Consider the following 20,899-nt stretch of genomic DNA (forward strand, 5'->3'; position numbering starts at 1 on the left):
GACGCCCAGACGCTGGTGGCCAAGTCCAACGGCAGCGGCAACAACTGGGGCCTGACGATCCAGAAGAACGGCTCCACCACGTGGCCGTCCTTCTCCTGCCAGGCCAACTGACGCTCCACCCCCCTTCGTCCGGCGGGCGGGCGGCCCGGCACGGCCGCCCGCCCGCCCGTCCGTAGCGGAGATCCCCCCATGACTCACACGCCCCGCACCACTTCCCGCACCCTGATCGCGGGTCTCGCGGTGGCCGCGCTCGCCGCGACCGGCGTCGTCGCCTCGACCGTCAACCCCACCGCCTCGCACGCGGCCACCTGCAACGGCTACGTCGGCCTGACCTTCGACGACGGCCCCTCCAACGACCACACCCCGGCGATCCTCAACGCGCTCAAGCAGAACGGCCTGCGCGCGACGATGTTCAACGAGGGCCAGTACGCCGCCTCCTACCCGTCGCAGGTCGCGGCCGAGGTCGCCGCGGGCATGTGGGTCGGCAACCACAGCTACACCCACCCCCACCTGATCCAGGAGAGCCAGGCGCAGATCGACTCCGAGCTCGGCCAGACCCAGCAGAAGATCGCGGCCGCCGGCGGCGGCACGCCGAAGCTCTTCCGGCCGCCGTACGGCGAGACCAACTCCACCCTGAAGTCGGTCGAGGCCAAGTACGGCCTGACCGAGGTCATCTGGGACGTCGACTCGCAGGACTGGAACGGCGCCAGCACCGACGCCATCGTGGCCGCCAACGCCCGGCTCACCAACGGCCAGGTCATCCTCATGCACGAGTGGCCCGCCAACACCCTGGCCGCGATCCCGCGCATCGCGCAGGGCCTGGCCAGCCGCGGCCTGTGCTACGGCATGATCTCGCCGCAGACCGGCCGCGCGGTCGCCCCCGACGGCGGCGGCTCCACCACCACCGGAGGAACCACCGGCGGGACGACGACGGGCGGCACCACGACCGGCGGGACGACCGGCGGGACGGGTGGCAGCTGCACGGCCAATGTCACGGCCGGTGACCAGTGGTCGGACCGCTACAACCTGAACGTCTCGGTGAGCGGTGCCAGCAACTGGACCGTGACGGCGCGGGTTCCCTCGCCGGAGAAGGTCATGGCGACCTGGAACATCTCCGCCAGCTACCCCGACGCCCAGACGCTGGTGGCCAAGTCCAACGGCAGCGGCAACAACTGGGGCCTGACGATCCAGAAGAACGGCTCCACCACGTGGCCGTCCTTCTCCTGCCCGGGTCCCGCACCTTCCCGCCCCGGCCGCCGGACCCCCATGCCGGCGGCCGGGGCCGGGCTGTCGGCGGGGCGTGCGATGCTGGTCCACGATGGCCAAGAAGACCGCTTCCGACGACCTGCTCGCCCCGCTCACGCTCGCCGTGGGCCAGGAGGAGCTGCTGCTCGACCGCGCCTTCCGCGAGGTCGTGGCGGCGGCTCGCGAGGCCGACCCCGACACCGACGTACGGGATCTCGCGCCCGAAGCGCTGCAGCCCGGCACCCTTGCGGAGCTGACCAGCCCGTCGCTCTTCGCCGAGCGCAAGGTCATCGCGGTGCGGAACGCCCAGGACCTGTCCGCCGACACGGTCAAGGAGCTCAAGGCGTATCTGACCGCGCCGGCCGAGGAGATCACCCTGGTACTGCTGCACGCCGGCGGTGCCAAGGGCAAGGCGCTGCTGGACGCGGCACGCAAGGCGGGTGCGCGCGAGGTGGCGTGCCCGAAGATGACCAAGCCCGCCGACCGGCTGGCCTTCGTCCGTGGCGAATTCCGCACCCTGGGCCGGTCGGCCACGCCCGAGGCGGCGCAGGCGCTGGTCGACGCGCTCGGCAGTGACCTGCGGGAGCTGGCGAGCGCGTGCGCCCAGCTCGTCGCCGACACCGACGGCACGATCGACGAGCCGGTGGTGCGCCGCTACTACACCGGCCGCGCCGAGGCCACCGGCTTCGAAGTGGCCGACCTCGCCGTGACCGGACGGGCGGCCGAGGCACTGGAGCGGTTGCGCTGGGCGCTCGCGGTGGGGCAGCCCGCGCCCGGCATCACCTTCGCGCTGGCCTCCGGGGTGCGGTCGATCGGCAAGCTCGCCTCCGCGCCGCGCGGTGCGAACCCGGGCCAGCTCGCCCGCGACCTGGGCATGCCGCCGTGGAAGATCGACCGGGTCCGGCAGCAGATGCGCGGCTGGACGGCGGACGCGGTCTCGGTGGCGCTGCGCGCGGTCGCCGAGGCGGATGCCGCGGTCAAGGGCGGTGGCGCCGATCCGGCGTACGCGCTGGAGAAGGCCGTCGTCACGATCGCCCGCGCCGCCCGCGCCCGCTGACCGCGGCCGGAAAAGAGCCGAGGCCGGGCGCGGACCCGGGGCCGGAGCGGGAGCCGGGCGGGGCGGTCACTTCTTCAGGTTGGCCATCGTCGCCTTCGTTGCGGCCTTGACCCACTCCGTGCCCTGGTCGAGCGAGGGCTCGTCGTCGCTCGCCTCCACCGAGTAGATGTCCCAGGACAGCGTCACCGTCAGCCCGCCGTCGCGCACCGCGAGCACCACCGTGCGGTCACCGCTGTCGGAGCTGCCGGAGTCCGAGCTCTTCGGCACGGTGTCCTGGGTGATCAGATACGCCTCGTCGCCGAAGCCGTCCACCGACGTGACCTTGTAGTTGGTGTCCGGATCGGACCCGTGGTCGCCGAAGCTCCGCCAGCGGTCCTCGAACTCCGGACCCGGGTCGGCCTTGCGGTGCAGGTCCGCCTCGACCGACACGTAGCCGGTGGACGCCGACGTGTCCTCCTGGTCCAGCCCCTCGCCGCAGTACATCTGCACCAGGGCGGGCCGGTCGCTGGTGTACGTCGTCGGGTCGTCGTCGTCCTTCGGGTACTTCTCCTTGAAGGCGCTCAGGTCCGCGGTGGCGCACAGGTCCTTGACCGGCTTGTAGCCGCGCAGGCCCGGCGCAGACGAGGAGTCCTTGCCGAGCAGGAAGACGCCGCCGGCCCACAGCGCGGAGGCCACCGCCGCGCCGACGACCGCCCACAGCACGGCCTTCCCGGCCCTGCTCTGCCCGCCGCCCGTCCCGCCGGGGCCCGGCACCGGCGGCATCCCGGGGGCACCCGGCTGCTGCGGCGCCCCGTAGTAGCCGGGCTGCGGTGGGCCGAAGCCGGGGGAGGTCTGGGCGTACGGGTTGTGCTGGGCGGGAACGGGCGAGCCGTAACCGCCGCCGGTCGGCGGCTGCGCCGGGGGCTGGCCCGGTATCTGCGGATTCTGGTACGGCTGGGGGCCCGGCTGCCCAGGCTGCGGCGGCGTCGACATACGGTGAGGATATCGACACTCACCGATGCGCGTACATGCCTGCTGCCCGTCCGGGAGAACCCGGACGGGCAGCAGAAGCAGTGTGCGCGTGCGCCGCAGGCACGTGGCGAACGTCCGCGTGCGGCGCCGGGTCGAGGTGGTGCGGGTCCGGGCGGTAGAGGGGCCGCTTCTTCCGGTTGCCCGCGGTGCCGTCGACCGCGGGGGTGATCAGCCCTGGAGCGCGGAGACCGACTGCGCGATGGCCGACTTCTTGTTGGCGGCCTGGTTCTTGTGGATGACGCCCTTGCTGACGGCCTTGTCCAGCTTCTTGGCGGCGGTGCGCGCGGCTTCCTCGGCCTTCGCGCTGTCGCCGGCGGCGACGGCCTCACGGGTACGGCGGATGGCCGTCTTCAGCTCGGACTTGACCGCCTTGTTGCGCTGGCGCGCCTTCTCGTTGGTCTTGTTGCGCTTGATCTGGGACTTGATGTTCGCCACGAAAGAGCCTTCTCAGGTTCGGATTCTTCTTCGGTCTTCAGCGTCGCCCGCGAGCGAAGGACACGCGAGCACGAGACACAGCGGCCCAGATTACCAGCAGCACCGGGCGGCTCCCAAACCGCCCGGGGGCCGCCGGCCATGGGAGTATGGAGGCTGCGTATCGATCCGACCAGCCAGCCAGGCCGCCCCGACCCACGCCGGGTGACGCGCCTCGCGAGAAAATGGACCCTGCGTGCCCGCGACCCCTTCATCCGTGCCGGCGAACGTGCCGGAGCCGAGCCGTACCGACCCGGCGCTGATCCGCAACTTCTGCATCATCGCGCACATCGACCACGGCAAGTCGACGCTCGCCGACCGCATGCTCCAGCTCACCGGGGTCGTCGACGCGCGGCAGATGCGCGCGCAGTACCTCGACCGGATGGACATCGAGCGCGAGCGCGGCATCACGATCAAGTCGCAGGCCGTCCGGCTGCCCTGGCAGCCCACCGACGGCACTCCGGGCACCCACATCCTGAACATGATCGACACCCCCGGCCACGTCGACTTCACCTACGAGGTGTCGCGCTCGCTGGCCGCGTGCGAGGGCACGATCCTGCTGGTCGACGCGGCCCAGGGCATCGAGGCGCAGACGCTGGCGAACCTGTACCTGGCGATGGAGAACGACCTGGCCATCATCCCGGTGCTGAACAAGATCGACCTGCCCGCCGCCCAGCCGGAGAAGTTCGCCGAGGAGCTGGCCAACCTGGTCGGCTGCGAGCCCGGCGACGTCCTGCGGGTCTCGGCGAAGACCGGCGTCGGGGTGGACGCGCTGCTGGACCGGGTGGTGCGGGACGTGCCCGCGCCGGTCGGCGTGGCGAACGCTCCCGCCCGCGCGATGATCTTCGACTCCGTGTACGACTCCTACCGCGGCGTGGTCACCTACGTCCGGGTCATCGACGGGCAGCTCACCAAACGCGAGCGGATCCGGATGATGTCCACCGGCGCGACCCACGAGCTGCTGGAGATCGGCACCAACTCGCCCGAGATGCTGCCCGCCGACGGGCTCGGCGTCGGCGAGGTCGGCTACCTCATCACCGGGGTGAAGGACGTCCGGCAGTCCAAGGTCGGTGACACCATCACCACCCAGAGCGGCGGCGCCACCGAGGCGCTCGGCGGCTACAAGGACCCCAAGCCGATGGTCTTCTCCGGCCTCTACCCGCTGGACGGCTCGGACTACCCCGAGCTGCGCGAGGCCCTCGACAAGCTCCAGCTCAACGACGCCGCCCTGGTCTACGAGCCGGAGACGTCCGCGGCCCTCGGCTTCGGCTTCCGCGTCGGCTTCCTCGGCCTGCTGCACCTGGACGTGATCCGCGAGCGGCTGGAGCGCGAGTTCGGCCTCGACCTGATCGCGACCGCGCCGAACGTCGTCTACCGCGTGCTGATGGAGGACGGCCAGGAGCACGTCGTCACCAATCCGAGCGAATTCCCCGAGGGCAAGATCGCCGAGGTCTTCGAGCCGGTCGTACGGGCCACGGTGCTCGCCCCGACCGAGTTCATCGGCGCGATCATGGAGCTGTGCCAGAACCGGCGCGGCAGCCTGCTCGGCATGGACTACCTCTCCGAGGACCGGGTCGAGATCCGCTACACCCTGCCGCTCGCCGAGATCGTCTTCGACTTCTTCGACAACCTGAAGTCCAAGACCCGCGGCTACGCCTCGCTGGACTACGAGCCCACCGGCGAGCAGAGCGCCGACCTGGTCAAGGTCGACATCCTGCTGCACGGCGACAAGGTGGACGCCTTCTCGGCGATCACCCACAAGGAGAAGGCGTACGCGTACGGTGTGCGGCTGGTCGCCAAGCTGCGCGAGCTGATCCCGCGGCAGAACTTCGAGGTGCCGATCCAGGCCGCGATCGGCGCCCGGGTCATCGCCCGCGAGACGGTGCGCGCGATCCGCAAGGACGTGCTCGCCAAGTGCTACGGCGGTGACATCTCGCGCAAGCGCAAGCTGCTGGAGAAGCAGAAGGAGGGCAAGAAGCGGATGAAGATGGTCGGCAGCGTCGAGGTGCCGCAGGAGGCCTTCATCGCGGTGCTCTCCACGGACTCCGACGGCGGCGAGTCCAAGTCCAGGAAGTAGCCCCGTCCGGAGGCCGGTCCGCAGACCCGTCCGAGGCCCCGGCCCCGATGCGCTGGGGTTTCCCCCTTACGCGGCGGGCGCCGGGCCTCTACTCTGATCCGACGGATAGGTTACTGGTGAGTTAAGAAGAACGCGCTCGTGCCCGGAGGATGACGGTGACCGACACACAGACGTTGCTAGAGAACCGGCCGCCCTCCGTGGCGGCGCTCTTCCTGGAGCGGGTCGCGGACACCCCGGACGCCGAGGCGTACCGCTACCCGGTGCCGCCGGAGAGCGGCGAGGGACCGGACGGCTGGAAGTCGCTCACCTGGGCGGACGCCGCCCGGCGGGTGCACGCGATCGCGGCCGGGCTGATGGACCTCGGGGTGCGCCCCGAGGAGCGGGTCGCGATCGCCGCCAACACCTCGGTCGACTGGATCCTGACGGACCTCGGGGTGCTGTGCGCGGGGGCGGCCACCACGACGGTCTACCCCAGCACCAACGCCGAGGAGACCGCGTTCATCCTCGCCGACTCCGGCAGCCGCGTCCTCGTCGCCGAGAACGCCGCGCAGCTGGCCAAGGCCCGCGAGCGCCGCTCCGAGCTGCCCGAGCTCGCGCACGTCGTCGTGATCGACCCGGAGGGCGCGCTCGACGAGTCCGGCGACGGCTGGGTCCTCTCCCTCGCCGAGCTGGAGAAGCGCGGCGAGGCCTATCTGGCGCAGCACCCCGCGGCCGTCACCGACGCGGTCGCCGCCCTCACGAAGGACCAGCTCGCCACGCTCATCTACACCTCCGGCACCACCGGCCGCCCCAAGGGCGTACGGCTGCCGCACGACTGCTGGTCGTACATGGCGCGCGCGATCCAGGCCGTCGACCTCCTCGAACCCGAGGACGTGCAGTACCTGTGGCTGCCGCTCGCGCACGTCTTCGGGAAGGTGCTGACCGCCGGGCAGATCGCCGTCGGGCACATCACCGCCGTCGACGGCCGGGTCGACAAGATCATCGAGAACCTGCCGGTCGTGCAGCCCACCTACATGGCCGCGGTGCCGCGCATCTTCGAGAAGGTCTACAACGGCGTCGCCGCGAAGGCCCGTGCGGGCGGCCCCGCCAAGTACAAGATCTTCCAGTGGGCCGCGGACGTCGCCCGCGACTACGCCAGGGCGACGCAGAACAGCATGCGGCTCACCGGCGTCCCGACCGCCCCCGTCGCGCTGCGTGCGAAGCACGCGCTCGCCGACAAGCTCGTCTACGGCAAGCTCCGGGAGGCCTTCGGCGGCCGGCTGCGCGCCTGCGTGTCCGGCTCCGCCGCGCTCGCCCCCGAGATCGGCTTCTTCTTCGCCGGCGCCGGCATCCACATCCTGGAGGGCTACGGCCTCACCGAGTCCAGCGCCGCGAGCTTCGTCAACCCCGGCGAGAACTACCGCACCGGCACGGTCGGCAAGGCCCTCCCGGGACTGGAGGTCCGCATCGCCGAGGAGGACGGGGAGGTCCTGCTGCGCGGCCCCGGCATCATGCAGGGCTACCACGGCCTCCCCGAGAAGACCGCGGAGGTCCTGGAGCCGGACGGCTGGTTCCACACCGGTGACATCGGCGAGCTGTCCCCGGACGGCTTCCTCAGGATCACCGACCGCAAGAAGGACCTGATCAAGTCCTCGAACGGCAAGTACATCGCTCCCGCGGAGGTCGAAGGCCGCTTCAAGGCGGTGTGCCCGTACGTCAGCAACGTCCTCGTCCTCGGCGGCGGCCGCAGCTTCTGCACGGCGCTCGTCGCCCTCGACGAGCCGGCTCTGCTCGGCTGGGCCGAGGACAACGGCCTCGGCGGCCGGGCGTACGCCGACCTCGTCCGCACCGACGAGGTCCGCGTCCTCATGGACGGCTACGTCCGGGCGGTCAACGAGAGCCTCCAGCGCTGGGAGCAGATCCGGCAGTTCCGGGTCCTGCCCCGCGACCTGGACGTCGAACACGGCGACCTCACGCCGAGCCTGAAGCTCAAGCGTCCCGTGGTCGAGCGGGAATTCGCCCCGCTGGTCGACGAGATGTACGCGGGGTCCCGCGAGTCGTAGGGGGGCGCCCCGGGGTGCCTTCTGCGCTGAAGCGCGCGACCAGCCCACCACGGACAGCAAGGTCGCGAACGCCGCCGCAAGAGGCACCCCCCGGGCGTCCGGGGAGGGGGACCCGCCGGGTGACGGATACTGGGAAAATGCCTTCCGTACTGCCCGAAGGGGAACCCGTGCCCCGGGACGGGGCCCTGCCGCCGCACGCCACGTTCGGCGGCGGCGCCGCACACCGTCCCCTCGGGTTCTACCTGCACGTCCCGTACTGCGCCACCCGCTGCGGGTACTGCGACTTCAACACCTACACCGCGACCGAGCTGCGCGGCTCCGGCGGCGCGCTCGCCTCGCGGGAGAACTACGCCGACGCCCTGATCGACGAGATCCGGCTCGCCCGCAAGGTGCTGGGCGACGACCCGCGCCAGGTCGAGACCGTGTTCGTGGGCGGCGGCACGCCCACCCTCCTCCCCGCCGCGGACCTCGTCCGCATGCTCCGCGCACTTCGCGAGGAGTTCGGGCTCGCGCCGGGTGCGGAGGTCACGACGGAGGCGAACCCGGAGTCCGTCGACCCGGCGTATCTCGCCGAGCTCCGCGAGGGCGGCTTCACCCGGATGTCCTTCGGCATGCAGTCCGCGCGCCCCCACGTGCTGAAGGTGCTGGACCGCACCCACACCCCGGGCCGCCCGGAGGCCTGCGTGGCCGAGGCGCGCGCGGCGGGCTTCGCGCACGTCAACCTCGACCTGATCTACGGCACGCCGGGCGAGTCCGACGACGACTGGCGCGCGTCCCTGGACGCGGCGATCGGCGCGGGCCCCGACCACGTCTCGGCGTACGCCCTCATCGTCGAGGACGGTACGCGGCTCGCCTCGCGCATCCGCCGCGGCGAGGTGCCGATGACGGACGACGACGAGCACGCCGACCGCTACCTCATCGCCGACGAGCGGCTCTCCGCGGCGGGCTACTCCTGGTACGAGGTCTCCAACTGGGCGACCGCCGACGCCGCCCGGTGCCGCCACAACGAGCTGTACTGGACCGGCGCGGACTGGTGGGGCGCGGGCCCCGGCGCGCACAGCCACGTCGGCGGCGTGCGCTGGTGGAACGTGAAGCACCCCGGCGCGTACGCCCAGGCCCTCGCCGAATCCCGCACCCCCGGCGCGGGCCGCGAGATCCTCACCGCCGAGGACCGCCGCGTCGAACGCATCCTCCTGGAACTGCGCCTCGCGGCGGGCTGCCCGCTGGACATCCTGACCGGCGCGGGCGCCGCCGCGGCCGCCCGCGCGGTGGCGGACGGCCTGCTGGCCGCCGCCCCGTACGCGGAAGGCCGCGCCGTGCTGACCCTCCGCGGCCGCCTGCTGGCCGACGCTGTGGTCCGCGACCTCACCGACTAGCCCGGGGGACGTGCCCCGAAGGGGTTCGGCGCGGGGGAGGGGAGATCTGCGCGCCCGGCCCACCCCGGCGCAGGGCCGCGCGGCCACCCGCGGGCGGCACCCCGGCCGCCCGGCGCGGCCTACGGGACGGTCACGAAGTCGATCAGCCGCTCCACCGCCCCCAGCAGCTCGGGCCGCAGGTCCTTGTACGAGCGCACGCCCGCCAGGATGCGGGCCCACGCCTCGCCCGTGCTCACGGTCCAGCCCAGCGCGTCGCAGACGCCGCTCTTCCAGTCCTGGCCCCGCGGCACGCGCGGCCACTCGGGGATGCCGACCGACGACGGCTTGACGGCTTCCCAGACATCGACGAAGGGGTGGCCCACCACGAGGACGTCCGCCCCGGACACCTGCGCGGCGATACGGGACTCCTTCGAGCCGGGCACGAGGTGGTCGACGAGGACGCCGAGCCGCGCGTCCGGCGCCGGGCCGAAGGCGGCGACCACCGACGGGAGGTCGTCGACGCCCTCCAGGAATTCCACCGCGACGCCCTCGACCCGCAGGTCGTGGCCCCACACCCGCTCCACCAGCTCGGCGTCGTGCTTGCCCTCGACGTAGATGCGCCCGGCGCGCGCGACACGCGCCTTCGCGTCCGGGACGGCGATCGAGCCGGACGCGGACAGCAGCGGCCCGCGCGGCTTCGGCGCGCCCTGCGGGCGTACCAGCGTGACGGTGCGGCCGTCGATGAGGAAGCCCCGCGGCACCATCGGGAAGACCCGGTGCTTGCCGAAGCGGTCCTCCAGCGTGACCGTCAGCCCCTCCGCGGTCTTCTCGCAGCGCACCACCGCCCCGCAGAAGCCCGTCGCGGCCTCCTCGACCACGAGGTCGGGTTCGGCCGGGACCTCGGGCGCGGGGGCCGACTTCTTCCAGGGCGGGGTGAGATCGCCGTCGTACGTCCTGCTGCGCATGCGGGCGATCGTAACCAGCCCGGGTCAGCTCCCGGTGGCGAACCGCTCGGCCAGCGCGTCCCGCTGGGCGCGGACGAAACGCGCGTCGACCACCGCGCCGTGGCCGGGCACGTAGCGGCCGGTCTCGCCGCCGAGGGCGAGGAGGGTGTCCAGGGTGCCCGGCCAGCGGTCGGGGACGGCGTCGTCGCCCGCCTGGGGCTCGCCGGACTCCTCGACGAGGTCGCCGCAGAAGACCACCGTGGGGTCGCTCGCCGTGGTGCCGGGCACCACCACGACCAGGTCGTGGGCGGTGTGCCCGGTGCCGGGGAGGACCAGCCGCACGAGGCGTTCGCCCAGGTCGATGACGGTCTCCCCGGCGACCGGCCGGGTGGGCAGGGCAACGGCGGCCAGCGCCTCCGCCGCCTGCGCGGCCTCCTCCGGGTCGGTGCCGTGCTCGACGGCGCAGGCGCGCAGCGCGTCCCCCGCCGACCGCAGGTGGCCGCCGAGCGCGCGGTGCGCGTAGATCTCGGCGCCGGGGAAGGCCGCGGTGCCGAGGACGTGGTCGAAGTGGCCGTGCGTGAGGGCGATGTGCGTCACGTCACGCCCGGTGAGCGCGGCGACCTGCGCGCGCAGCTCGGCGCCCTCGCGCAGGGTGGACCCGGTGTCCACCACCAGCACCGCGTCGGCGCCGACGACCAGGCCGATCGTCACGTCGAGATGCGGCAGCCGGCGCCGGGCGACCCCGGGAGCGAGCTGCTCCCACGACGTACCACCCGTACCACCCGAACCGCCCGTACCCGGATCCTCCGTACCGTCCACAGATTCCACGGGGGTGACGGTATCGCCGCCGCGGCCCCGTCCGTCGCCGCCTCCCCGGACCCGGTGTGCCGCACCCTTGCCGAGCCCTTGCCGCCTCGCCGTACACTGGCTCCGGGGAAGCTGGCACTCGAAACCGTGGAGTGCCAGGGTACGGACTGGCACGAAAACGACCGGCTGGAGGTGCGCGATGCTGAGCGAACGCAGACTCGAAGTCCTGCGCGCCATCGTTCAGGACTACGTCGGTACCGAGGAACCGGTCGGTTCCAAGGCGCTCACCGAGCGCCACAACCTCGGCGTCTCGCCCGCGACCGTGCGCAACGACATGGCGGTGCTGGAGGACGAGGGCTACATCGCCCAGCCGCACACCAGCGCCGGCCGCATCCCCACCGACAAGGGCTACCGGCTCTTCGTCGACAAGATGGCCGGTGTGAAGCCGCTCTCGTCCGCCGAGCGCCGCGCGATCCAGAACTTCCTGGAGGGCGCGGTCGACCTCGACGACGTCGTGGCCCGCACCGTACGGCTGCTGGCGCAGCTCACCCGGCAGGTCGCCGTCGTGCAGTACCCGTCGCTGACCCGCTCCGCGGTCCGGCACGTCGAACTGCTCGCGCTCGCGCCCGCCCGGCTGATGCTGGTGCTCATCACCGACACCGGCCGGGTCGAGCAGCGCCTCGTCGACTGCGCGGCACCGGTCACCGAGAACGTGCTCGCCGACCTGCGGGCGCGGCTCAACAGCCGGGTCGTCGGCCGGCGTTTCGCCGACGTGCCCCCGCTGGTGGCGGATCTGCCGGAGAGCTTCGAGGCCGACGACCGGCCCGCTGTCTCCGGTGTCCTGTCCACCTTGCTGGAAACGCTCGTCGAGCGTCCCGAAGAGCGCATCATGCTGGGCGGCGCGGCGAACCTCACCCGGTTCAACCACGACTTCCCGCTCACGATCAGACCCGTGCTCGAAGCACTGGAAGAGCAGATGGTGCTGCTGAAACTGCTCGGCGAGGCCACCGACTCCGCCATGACGGTGCGGATCGGGCATGAGAATTTTCACGAGGGCCTCAACTCCACCTCGGTCGTGGCCGTCGGCTACGGTTCCGGCGACGAGGCAGTCGCCAAACTCGGCGTGGTCGGACCGACCCGCATGGACTACCCCGGAACGATGGGAGCGGTACGCGCAGTGGCACGTTACGTCGGACAGATCCTGGCGGAGTCGTAAGTGGCCACGGACTACTACGCCGTCCTGGGCGTACGCCGCGACGCAGGTCCCGATGAGATCAAGAAGGCCTTCCGCCGTCTTGCCCGGGAATTGCACCCTGACGTCAACCCCGACCCGAAGACGCAGGAGCGGTTCAAGGAGATCAACGCCGCTTACGAGGTTCTCTCGGACCCGCAGAAGAAGCAGGTCTACGACCTCGGGGGCGACCCGCTGTCCGCCACCGGCGGTGCGGCGGGCGGCGGTTTCGGCGGCGGTTTCGGGAACTTCAGCGACATCATGGACGCCTTCTTCGGCCAGTCGTCGCAGCGCGGTCCGCGCTCGCGCGTCCGGCGCGGGCAGGACGCCATGATCCGGCTGGAGATCGACCTCGAAGAGGCCGCCTTCGGCACGACCAAGGACATCCAGGTCGACACCGCGGTCACCTGCGGCACCTGCAACGGCGAGGGCGCCGCGCCCGGCACCGCCGCGCAGACCTGCGACATGTGCCGCGGCCGCGGCGAGGTGTCCCAGGTCACCCGCTCCTTCCTCGGCCAGGTCATGACCTCGCGGCCCTGCCCGCAGTGCCAGGGCTTCGGCACGGTCGTGCCGACCCCCTGCCCCGAGTGCGCCGGCGACGGCCGGGTCCGCTCCCGCCGCACCCTCACCGTCAAGATCCCCGCGGGTGTCGACAACGGCACCCGCATCCAGCTCGCGGGCGAGGGCGAGGTCGGCCCCGGCGGCGGCCCCGCCGGCGACCTCTACGTCGAGATCCGCGAGACCCCGCACCCCGTCTTCCAGCGCCGCGGCGACGACCTGCACTGCACGGTCACCATCCCGATGACCGCGGCGGCGCTCGGCACGAAGTGCCCGCTGGAGACGCTGGACGGCCTCGAGGAGATCGACATCCGGCCCGGTACGCAGTCCGGCCAGTCGATCCCGCTCCACCAGCGCGGCATCACCCACCTGCGCGGCGGCGGCCGCGGCGACCTCGTCGTCCACGTCGAGGTCCTGACCCCGAGCAAGCTCGACGCCGAGCAGGAGGAGCTGATCCGCCGCCTGGCGAAGGCGCGGGGCGAGGAGCGCCCCACCGGCCAGTTCGCCCCTGGTCAGCAGGGCCTCTTCTCGCGACTGAAGGACGCTTTCAACGGCCGCTGAGCGCGTGCCGCTGTGACCTTCGCCCCTGCGCGGGGCGGCGCGTCCTCCGCCGGGTGCGGCGGGGGCGCGTTGCCTTCGCGCCGCGGGGCGCTGTGCCTTGCCCGTGCCGGGCGAGCGTTTTCAGGGGCGCGGGGAACTGCGCGCTCAGCCACGACGACGCTGCACGTCGTCACCGGCCCGAAGGGGCAGTTCGGTCCTCCCCCAGAGCTTCGCCTGGGAGGTACCCCCACGCGCCCCTGAGGAACGCTTGCCCGGCGGTGCAGGCGCGGCCTGAGGAACGCTTGCCCGGCGGTGCAGGCGCGGCCTGAGGAACGCTTGCCCGGCGGCGCAGCCGTGCGCTCGGAGGTCGCTGCCCCAGTCGGGGGCGCCCGGCACGGGCGCTTAGGGTAGGGACATGGCTGCTGCGGCAAACCTGCCGAAATTCTCGGCGCATCCGATCGTGCAGGCCCCGATGGCGGGCGGTGCGGCGAATCCGCGGCTGGCCGCTGCGGTGGCCGCGTCCGGCGGGTTCGGCTTCCTGGCGGCGGGCTACAAGACGCCCGAGGCGATGTACGAGGAGATCCGCCAGCTCCGCGACCAGAGCGCCCAGCCCTTCGGGGTGAACGTCTTCCTGCCGCAGCCCGCGGCGACGGACCCCTCCGCGGTGGCGGTGTACGCCGAGCAGCTTGCCGGCGAGGAGGCCTGGTACGGCGTGCTCCTCGGCGACCCGGACGCGGGTCCGGACGACGCGTACGAGGCCAAGGTCGCGATCCTCCTGGAGGACCCCGTCCCGATGGTGAGCTTCACCTTCGGCTGCCCCGCCCGCAAGGTGCTGGACGCCTTCCGGAAGGCGGGCACGTACACCGTCGTGACGGTCACCACCGTGTCGGAGGCGCTGGCCGCGGAGGCCGCGGGCGCCGACGCGGTGTGCGTCCAGGGCATGGAGGCCGGCGGCCACCGTGGCACGCACCGCGACGAGCCGCTGCTCGACGGCACCGGAGACGGCCTGCTCGCGCTGCTGCCGCAGGTCCGCGAGGCGGTCGCGCTGCCGCTGATCGCCGCGGGCGGGCTGATGCGCGGCGGCCAGGTCGCCGCGGTGCTCGCGGCGGGCGCGGACGCGGCGCAGCTCGGCACGGCGTTCCTGGTGTGCCCGGAGTCGGGGGCGAGCCCGCTGCACAAGCAGGCGCTGACCGATCCGGTCTTCACCCGCACCGAGATGACCCGGGCCTTCTCCGGGCGCCCGGCCCGGGGGCTGGTCAACCGCTTCGTGCGGGAGCACGGGCGGTACGCGCCGCCCGGCTATCCGCAGGTCCACCACCTGACCGCCCCGCTGCGCAAGGCCGCCGCGGCCGCGGGGGACGCGCAGGGCATGGCGCTGTGGGCCGGGCAGGGGCACCGGCTGGCCCGCGAGGAGTCCGCGGGGCGGCTCGTGGAGCTGCTCGTCGAGGAGATGCGGGCCGCGCGGGAGGTGGCGGCATGACCGCCCCGGTCTTCCTGGTCGAGCCCGCCGCCCTCGACGGCGGCCCCGCGCGCGTCACCCTGGACGGGCCCGAGGGGCGGCACGCGGTGTCCGTACGGCGGCTCCAGGCGGGCGAGGAGGTCGTCCTGACGGACGGGGCCGGGCGCGGCGCGTACGGCGTCGTCGTCGCCGCCCGCGGCAAGGACGAGCTCGACGTCGAGGTGCGCGAGGTCCGCGTCGAGGAGGAGCCGGAGCCGCGGATCACCGTCGTCCAGGCCCTGCCCAAGGGCGACCGCGGCGAACTCGCCGTCGAGACGATGACCGAGGCCGGGGTCGACGCCGTCGTGCCGTGGGCGGCGGGGCGCTGCGTGACGCAGTGGCGCGGGGAGCGGGGCGCGAAGTCGCTCGCGAAGTGGCGGGCGACCGCGCGGGAGGCCGCCAAGCAGGCCCGGCGGCTGCGGTTCCCCGAGGTCGGCGACCTCGTGACGACGCGCGGGCTCTGCGAGCTGCTGCGCACGGCCGATTTCGCCGGGGTCCTCCACGAGGAGGGTTCGCTGCCGCTGGCCACCGCGGCGCTGCCCGCCGCCGGGTCGCTCGTCCTCGTCGTCGGCCCCGAGGGCGGTGTCGCCCCCGAGGAGCTGGCCGCCTTCGCGGAAGCGGGCGCCTCCCCGTACCGCCTCGGCCCCACCGTCCTGCGCACCTCCACGGCGGGCGTCGCCGCCGTCTCCCTCCTCCAGACCCGCACCCACCGCTGGTCCTGACCCGCCGCCTGTACGCAGAGGGCACCCACCAGGGGCGCGTGGGGGCACCTCCCTGGCGAAGCCTGGGGGAGAACTGCGCGACCAGCCCCCGCGGCGGGAAGGCCGCGAACGCCGGCTCATGCGGCGCCCCGTGGCGAAACCCCCTCACCCGCGGACGCGGCAACTCACCCCCCGGAGGGGGACCTTGTCCCGTAAGGGGTGAATCGGCCGCCCGGGGGATGGACCCGCGGGCAAAGCCGCCGCACCGTAAAGCGCATGGGAAAGGCCAGAAGAACATGGGCGGTTGCCGCCCTCCTGACAGCGGCGGCGGCAGCCGCCACCGCGTGCGAGCCCGCCGACGGCCTCGGCACCAGTGCCGTCTCCGTGACAACGGACCAGCTGGCGACGCGCGCCCTGAAGCAGAAGGGCGTCGACGTCCAGTGGCTCTCGTGCAGCGCCCGGTCGAAAACGCACAGCGCGAGCGTGGACTGCGTCGGCCGCACCGACGACAACCGCAAGATCTCCGTGAAGGGCGATGTCACCGAGCAGCTCGACGACCTGTGCGTGCGCGGCAGGCTCACGGCCACGGTCGGCACGAAGCAGGTCTTCTCCGTGCAGGGGCTCGGCAACTGCGACCGGCGGCATACTGCGGGGAGTTGATCGAAGTTAGGGTGGTCTGGTGACGCACCCGACACCGAATCACCAGCCCTCGTACCTGAGGCACCCGCACCCGCACGGTGAGCTGATCGCCTTCACGGCGGAGGACGACGTGTGGGTCGCGCCGCTGGACGGCGGCCGCGCCTGGCGGGTCAGCGCGGACAACATGCCGGTGGGCCGCCCCCGAGTCGCGCCGGACGGCGCGAGCGTCGCGTGGACGTCCACGCGGGACGGCGCGCCCGAGGTGCACGTGGCGCCGCTGGACGGCGGCCCGTCGCGGCGGTTGACGTACTGGGGCGACGCGCGCACCGCGGTGCGCGGCTGGACGCCGGACGGCGCGCTGGTGGTGACGTCGGGCCACGGCCAGGCGTCGGGCCGCCGCACCTGGGCGCGGACGGTGCCGCTGGACGGCGGTCCGGGCGAGCTGCTGCCGTACGGGCCGGTCGGCGACGTGGCGTACGGGCCGGGCGGCGCGGTGCTGCTGCTGTCCGTGCCGATGGGCCGGGAGGCGGCGTACTGGAAGCGCTACCGCGGCGGCACCGCGGGCAAGCTGTGGCTGGACGCGCGCGGCGACGGCGGCTTCGTGCGGGTGCACGCGGGGCTGGACGGCAACATCGAGTGCCCGATGTGGGTGGGCGGCCGGATCGCCTTCCTGTCCGACCACGAGGGCGTCGGAGCGGTCTACTCGAGCCTCCCGGACGGTACGGACCTGCGCCGCCACAGCAGCCTGGAGGGCTTCTACGCCCGCCACGCGGGCACGGACGGCACCCGCGTCGCCTGGACCAGCGGCGGCGTGCTGCACGTCCTGGACGACCTCGACGCGGCGGCCCCCCGCCCCCTGGACATCGCCCTCGGCGGTCAGCGCGCCGACCTCCAGCCGCACCCCGTGCGCGCGGCCCACTACCTGGGCGGCGCGCGGCCCGACCACACCGGGCGGGGCAGCGCGGTCGAGGTGCGCGGCACCACGCACTGGATCACCCACCGGGGCGGCCCGGCCCGCGTGCTGGCCGCCGAGCCCGGGGTGCGCACCCGGATGCCGCGGGTCTTCGCGCCGGGCGGCGCGGACGGCGAGCAGCACGTGGTGTGGGTGACGGACGCGGACGGCGAGGACGCCCTGGAGCTGGCGCCCGCGCTCGGCCTGGCGCCCGGCGCCGCGCCGCGGCGGCTCGCGGCGGGGCGGCTGGGCCGGGTGCTGGGGATGGAGGTCTCGCCGGACGGGCACCGCATCGCCGTCGCCTCGCACGACGGCCGGGTGCTGCTGGTGGAGACGCAGACCGGCGAGGTCCGCGAGGTCGCGACCAGCGACGCCGGGGACGCGACGGGCCTGGCCTTCTCGCCCGACTCGGCGTGGCTGGCGTGGTCCGCGCCGGGCCCCGGCGAGCTGCGGCAGCTCAAGCTGGCGTCCACCGCGGACCTGGCGGTGGTCGACGCGACACCGCTGCGCTTCGCCGACTTCGCGCCCGCCTTCACCGCGGACGGCCGCCACCTGGCCTTCCTGTCGGAGCGCTCCTTCGACCCGGTCTACGACGCCCATGTCTTCGACCTGGCCTTCACCAACGCCTGCCGCCCCTACCTGATCACGCTCGCGGCCACCACGCCCTCGCCCTTCGGCCCGCAGCGCCAGGGCCGCCCCTACGACGGCGAGGACGACGCCCCGGGCGGCGCGGGCGAGGACGACAAGCCCCGCGACAAGGCCGACGGCGAGGGCAAGGGCGACGGGCCGCGCGTCCCGGCCACCACGGTGGACACCGTGGGGCTCGCCGACCGCATCGTGCCCTTCCCGGTCGAGGCGGCCCGCTACTCGGGTCTGCGCGCGGCCAAGGGCGGCGTGCTGTGGCTGCGCCACCCGCTGACCGGCGTGCTCGGCTCGGGCCTGGCCACCCCGGAGGCGCAGCCGCCGGGGACCGTCCTGGAGCGCTACGACCTGGCGCAGCTGCGGCTGGAGGAGATCGCCGACGACGCCGACGGCTTCTCGGTCACCGGAGACGGCACCAGGGTGCTGCTGCGGACAGGCGGGCGGCTGCGCGTGGTGCCCGCCGACAGCAAGGCCGACTCCGACGACGACTCGGGCAGCGCGGTCACCGTGGACCTGTCGCGGGTCCGGGTCACCGTGCGGCCGCAGGACGAGTGGCGGCAGATGTTCGCCGAGACCCACCGGCTGGCCCGGGACAACTACTGGCGCGCCGACATGGGCGGCCTGGACTGGGACGCCGTCGCCGAGCGCTACCGCCCGCTGCTGGACCGCGTCGCCACCCACGACGACCTGGTCGACCTGCTGTGGGAGCTGCACGGCGAGCTGGGCACCTCGCACGCGTACGTCTCGCCGCCCGGCGGCTACCGCGACCCGCTGCACCGCCAGGGCCTGCTGGGCGCGGACCTGTCACGGGACGCCGACGGCCTGTGGCGGGTGGAGCGGGTGCTGCCCGGCGAGTCCTCCGACCCGCTGGCCCGCTCGCCGCTCTCCGCGCCGGGCGTGGCCGTGCGCGCGGGCGACGTGCTGGTCGCGGTGGACGGTGTCCCGGTGGACCCGGTCGCCGGGCCGGGCCCGCTGCTGGTGGGCACCGCGGGCAAGCCGGTGGAGCTGACCGTGCGGCCCGCGCAGGACGGCCCCGTACGCCACGTGGTGGCGGTGCCGCTGGACGACGAGGAACCGCTGCGCTACCACGACTGGGTCGCCGGGCGGCGCGCGCACGTCCACGAGGCGTCCGGCGGGCGGCTGGGCTATCTGCACGTGCCGGACATGGTCGGCAACGGCTGGGCGCAGCTGCACCGCGACCTGCGGGTGGAGGTCGCCCGCGAGGGCCTGGTGGTCGACGTGCGGGAGAACCGCGGCGGGCACACCTCGCAGCTGGTGGTGGAGAAGCTGGCCCGCCGGATCATCGGCTGGGACGTGCCGCGCGGCAGCCGCCCGACGAGCTACCCGCTGGACGCCCCGCGCGGCCCCGTCGTGGCGGTGGCCAACGAGTTCTCCGGCTCCGACGGCGACATCGTCAACGCGGCGATCCGCGCGCTGGGCATCGGCCCGGTCGTCGGCACCCGCACCTGGGGCGGCGTCATCGGCATCGACAGCCGCTACCGGCTGGTGGACGGCACGGGCGTGACACAGCCCAAGTACGCCTTCTGGCTGGAGGGCTTCGGCTGGGACGTGGAGAACCACGGGGTCGACCCCGACGTCGAGGTGGTGTGCGCGCCGCAGCAGTGGGCCGCGGGCGAGGACCCGCAGCTGGACACCGCGGTGGAGCTGGCGCTGCGCGCGCTGGACGAGAACCCCGCGAAGACCCCGCCGGAGCTTCCGCCGCTGTGACCCCGCCGCGGGTCCTGCCGGCCGTACGCGCACCGGCGGTGCGCGTACGGCCGGTACGATGCGAAGCCCTGTAGCCCTGCGAGAAGGGAGCCCCGCGCCATGGCGGGAGAGCCCCAGGCCGACTGCCTGTTCTGCAAGATCGCGGCCGGTGAGATCCCGGCCACGATCGTCCGTGAGACGCCCACCACGCTCGCCTTCCGGGACATCAACCCGCAGGCGCCCACGCACGTCCTGGTCATCCCGCGGGTGCACTACCCGGACGCCGCCTCGCTCGCCGCGGGCGACCCGGGCGCGGTCGCGGACGTGCTGCGCGAGGCGGGCGAGGTCGCGGCACAGGAGAAGGTCGACGGCACCGGCTACCGGATCGTCTTCAACACCGGCTCCGGCGCGGGCCAGACGGTCTTCCACGCGCACGCCCACGTGCTGGGCGGCCGCGACCTGCAGCGGCTGGTCTGAGCCGCGCCCGATGCCCCGTGAACTCGTCGTCCTCGGCACCGCCAGCCAGGTGCCGACGCGGCAGCGCAACCACAACGGCTACGTGCTGCGCTGGGACGGCGAGGGCATCCTCTTCGACCCCGGCGAGGGCAGCCAGCGCCAGATGCTGCACGCCGGGGTCGCCGCGCACGACCTGACGCGGATCTGCGTCACGCACTTCCACGGCGACCACTCGCTCGGCCTCGCGGGGATCTTCCAGCGCATCAGCCTGGACCGCGTCCCGCACCCGGTCGCCGCGCACTACCCGGCGAGCGGCCAGGCCTACTTCGACCGGCTGCGGCACGCCACCGCGTACCGCGAGGCGGGGGACATCCGCGAGCAGCCGGTGAGCGGCGAGGGCGGTGTCCTCGCCGTCACGCCCGCCTTCACCCTCGAAGCGCGCCGCCTGTCGCACCCCGTCGAGTCCTACGGCTACCGGCTCACCGAGCCGGACGGCCGCCGGATGCTGCCGGAGCGGCTCGCCGAACACGGCATCGCCGGGCCCGACATCGGCCGCCTCCAGCGGGACGGCGAGTTGCGCGGGGTGAGCCTGGACGAGGTCAGCGAGCCGCGCCGCGGCCAGCGCTTCGCCTTCGTCATGGACACCCGGATGTGCCCGGCGGTGCCCGAACTCGCCGCGGGCTGCGACCTGCTGGTGATCGAGTCGACCTTCCAGGAGGCCGACGCCGCACTCGCCGCCGAGCACGGCCACCTGACGGCGGGCCAGGCCGCGGCCGTCGCGCGGGACGCCGGGGTGCGCCATCTGGTGCTCACCCACTTCTCGCAGCGCTACCCCGAGCCGGACGGCTTCGCGGCCGAGGCCCGCGCCGCCGGATTCGAGGGCGAGCTGACGGTGGCCGCCGACCTGGTGCGGGTGCCGGTGCCGCGCCGCGCGTGAGGGCGGTGCGGCACCGGGTCCGCCGTACC

General features: G+C 73.6%; 16 protein-coding genes and 1 pseudogene. 13 read left to right on the forward strand and 4 right to left on the reverse strand.

Annotation, left to right across the window (positions count from 1 at the left end; all coding sequences use genetic code 11):
- Positions 1-189: 189 nt before the first annotated feature.
- Together IH54_RS43855 and holA are read left to right on the forward strand one after the other, a co-directional pair.
- A pseudogene (locus tag IH54_RS43855) lies at positions 190-1,227 on the forward strand (polysaccharide deacetylase family protein); the annotation flags it as partial.
- A gap of 91 nt (positions 1,228-1,318) precedes the next feature.
- A complete protein-coding gene (gene holA, locus IH54_RS0133730; RefSeq protein ID WP_031524362.1) occupies positions 1,319-2,302 on the forward strand; it encodes a DNA polymerase III subunit delta in 984 nt (327 codons plus the stop codon).
- A gap of 66 nt (positions 2,303-2,368) precedes the next feature.
- Here holA and IH54_RS0133735 read toward each other — a convergent pair whose 3' ends face one another.
- Together IH54_RS0133735 and rpsT are read right to left on the reverse strand one after the other, a co-directional pair.
- Positions 2,369-3,274, reverse strand: coding sequence for a hypothetical protein (locus IH54_RS0133735; protein ID WP_052398163.1), 906 nt, complete (start codon positions 3,272-3,274; stop codon positions 2,369-2,371).
- Positions 3,275-3,481: 207 nt separating this feature from the next.
- Positions 3,482-3,748 (reverse strand): 30S ribosomal protein S20, encoded by a 267-nt coding sequence (gene rpsT, locus IH54_RS0133740; protein ID WP_031524367.1) that lies wholly within the window; start codon positions 3,746-3,748, stop codon positions 3,482-3,484.
- Positions 3,749-3,980: 232 nt separating this feature from the next.
- Here rpsT and lepA point away from each other — a divergent pair, with 232 nt between their 5' ends.
- The 3 genes from lepA (at position 3,981) to hemW (ending at position 9,279) form a co-directional block, all read left to right on the forward strand.
- A complete protein-coding gene (gene lepA / locus IH54_RS0133745; protein WP_031524369.1) occupies positions 3,981-5,861 on the forward strand; it encodes a translation elongation factor 4 in 1,881 nt (626 codons plus the stop codon).
- A 155-nt stretch (positions 5,862-6,016) separates the two neighbouring features.
- Positions 6,017-7,903 carry an AMP-dependent synthetase/ligase gene (locus IH54_RS0133750; RefSeq protein ID WP_031524371.1) on the forward strand — a complete coding sequence of 629 codons (1,887 nt, stop codon included), beginning with the start codon at positions 6,017-6,019 and terminating at the stop codon, positions 7,901-7,903.
- A 137-nt stretch (positions 7,904-8,040) separates the two neighbouring features.
- Positions 8,041-9,279 carry a radical SAM family heme chaperone HemW gene (gene hemW / locus IH54_RS0133755; protein WP_031524374.1) on the forward strand — a complete coding sequence of 413 codons (1,239 nt, stop codon included), beginning with the start codon at positions 8,041-8,043 and terminating at the stop codon, positions 9,277-9,279.
- A gap of 119 nt (positions 9,280-9,398) precedes the next feature.
- On the opposite strand, the gene IH54_RS0133760 is transcribed toward hemW, so the two are convergent.
- Both IH54_RS0133760 and IH54_RS0133765 read right to left on the reverse strand, forming a co-directional pair.
- Complete coding sequence (locus IH54_RS0133760; RefSeq protein ID WP_031524376.1) at positions 9,399-10,223, reverse strand: DUF3097 domain-containing protein; 825 nt, start codon at positions 10,221-10,223, stop codon at positions 9,399-9,401.
- A gap of 24 nt (positions 10,224-10,247) precedes the next feature.
- The gene (locus IH54_RS0133765) at positions 10,248-11,021 is read right to left on the reverse strand and encodes an MBL fold metallo-hydrolase (RefSeq protein WP_052398164.1); all 774 of its coding nucleotides are present in this window, start codon (positions 11,019-11,021) and stop codon (positions 10,248-10,250) included.
- A 187-nt stretch (positions 11,022-11,208) separates the two neighbouring features.
- On the opposite strand from IH54_RS0133765, the gene hrcA reads away from it, so the two are divergent.
- From hrcA to IH54_RS0133805, 8 genes are all read left to right on the forward strand, one after another.
- Complete coding sequence (gene hrcA / locus IH54_RS0133770) at positions 11,209-12,225, forward strand: heat-inducible transcriptional repressor HrcA (RefSeq protein WP_031524382.1); 1,017 nt, start codon at positions 11,209-11,211, stop codon at positions 12,223-12,225.
- Complete coding sequence (gene dnaJ / locus IH54_RS0133775) at positions 12,226-13,359, forward strand: molecular chaperone DnaJ (RefSeq protein WP_031524384.1); 1,134 nt, start codon at positions 12,226-12,228, stop codon at positions 13,357-13,359. It abuts the gene before it with no gap.
- A 394-nt stretch (positions 13,360-13,753) separates the two neighbouring features.
- On the forward strand, positions 13,754-14,818 hold the full coding sequence (locus tag IH54_RS0133780; protein ID WP_052398165.1) for a nitronate monooxygenase: 1,065 nt from the start codon (positions 13,754-13,756) through the stop codon (positions 14,816-14,818).
- Positions 14,815-15,558 carry a 16S rRNA (uracil(1498)-N(3))-methyltransferase gene (locus IH54_RS0133785; protein ID WP_031524389.1) on the forward strand — a complete coding sequence of 248 codons (744 nt, stop codon included), beginning with the start codon at positions 14,815-14,817 and terminating at the stop codon, positions 15,556-15,558. Before IH54_RS0133780 ends, IH54_RS0133785 begins: the two co-directional genes overlap by 4 nt.
- Positions 15,559-15,813: 255 nt before the next feature.
- Complete coding sequence (locus tag IH54_RS0133790; protein WP_052398166.1) at positions 15,814-16,197, forward strand: hypothetical protein; 384 nt, start codon at positions 15,814-15,816, stop codon at positions 16,195-16,197.
- A 19-nt stretch (positions 16,198-16,216) separates the two neighbouring features.
- Positions 16,217-19,498, forward strand: coding sequence for a S41 family peptidase (locus IH54_RS0133795; RefSeq protein WP_031524393.1), 3,282 nt, complete (start codon positions 16,217-16,219; stop codon positions 19,496-19,498).
- 99 nt (positions 19,499-19,597) lie between these two features.
- A complete protein-coding gene (locus IH54_RS0133800) occupies positions 19,598-19,954 on the forward strand; it encodes a histidine triad nucleotide-binding protein (protein ID WP_031524396.1) in 357 nt (118 codons plus the stop codon).
- 10 nt (positions 19,955-19,964) lie between these two features.
- Positions 19,965-20,870 (forward strand): ribonuclease Z, encoded by a 906-nt coding sequence (locus IH54_RS0133805; RefSeq protein ID WP_031524399.1) that lies wholly within the window; start codon positions 19,965-19,967, stop codon positions 20,868-20,870.
- Positions 20,871-20,899: the final 29 nt, after the last annotated feature.

Source organism: Streptomyces sp. NRRL F-5123, from assembly GCF_000721495.1.
Lineage (GTDB): Bacteria > Actinomycetota > Actinomycetes > Streptomycetales > Streptomycetaceae > Actinacidiphila.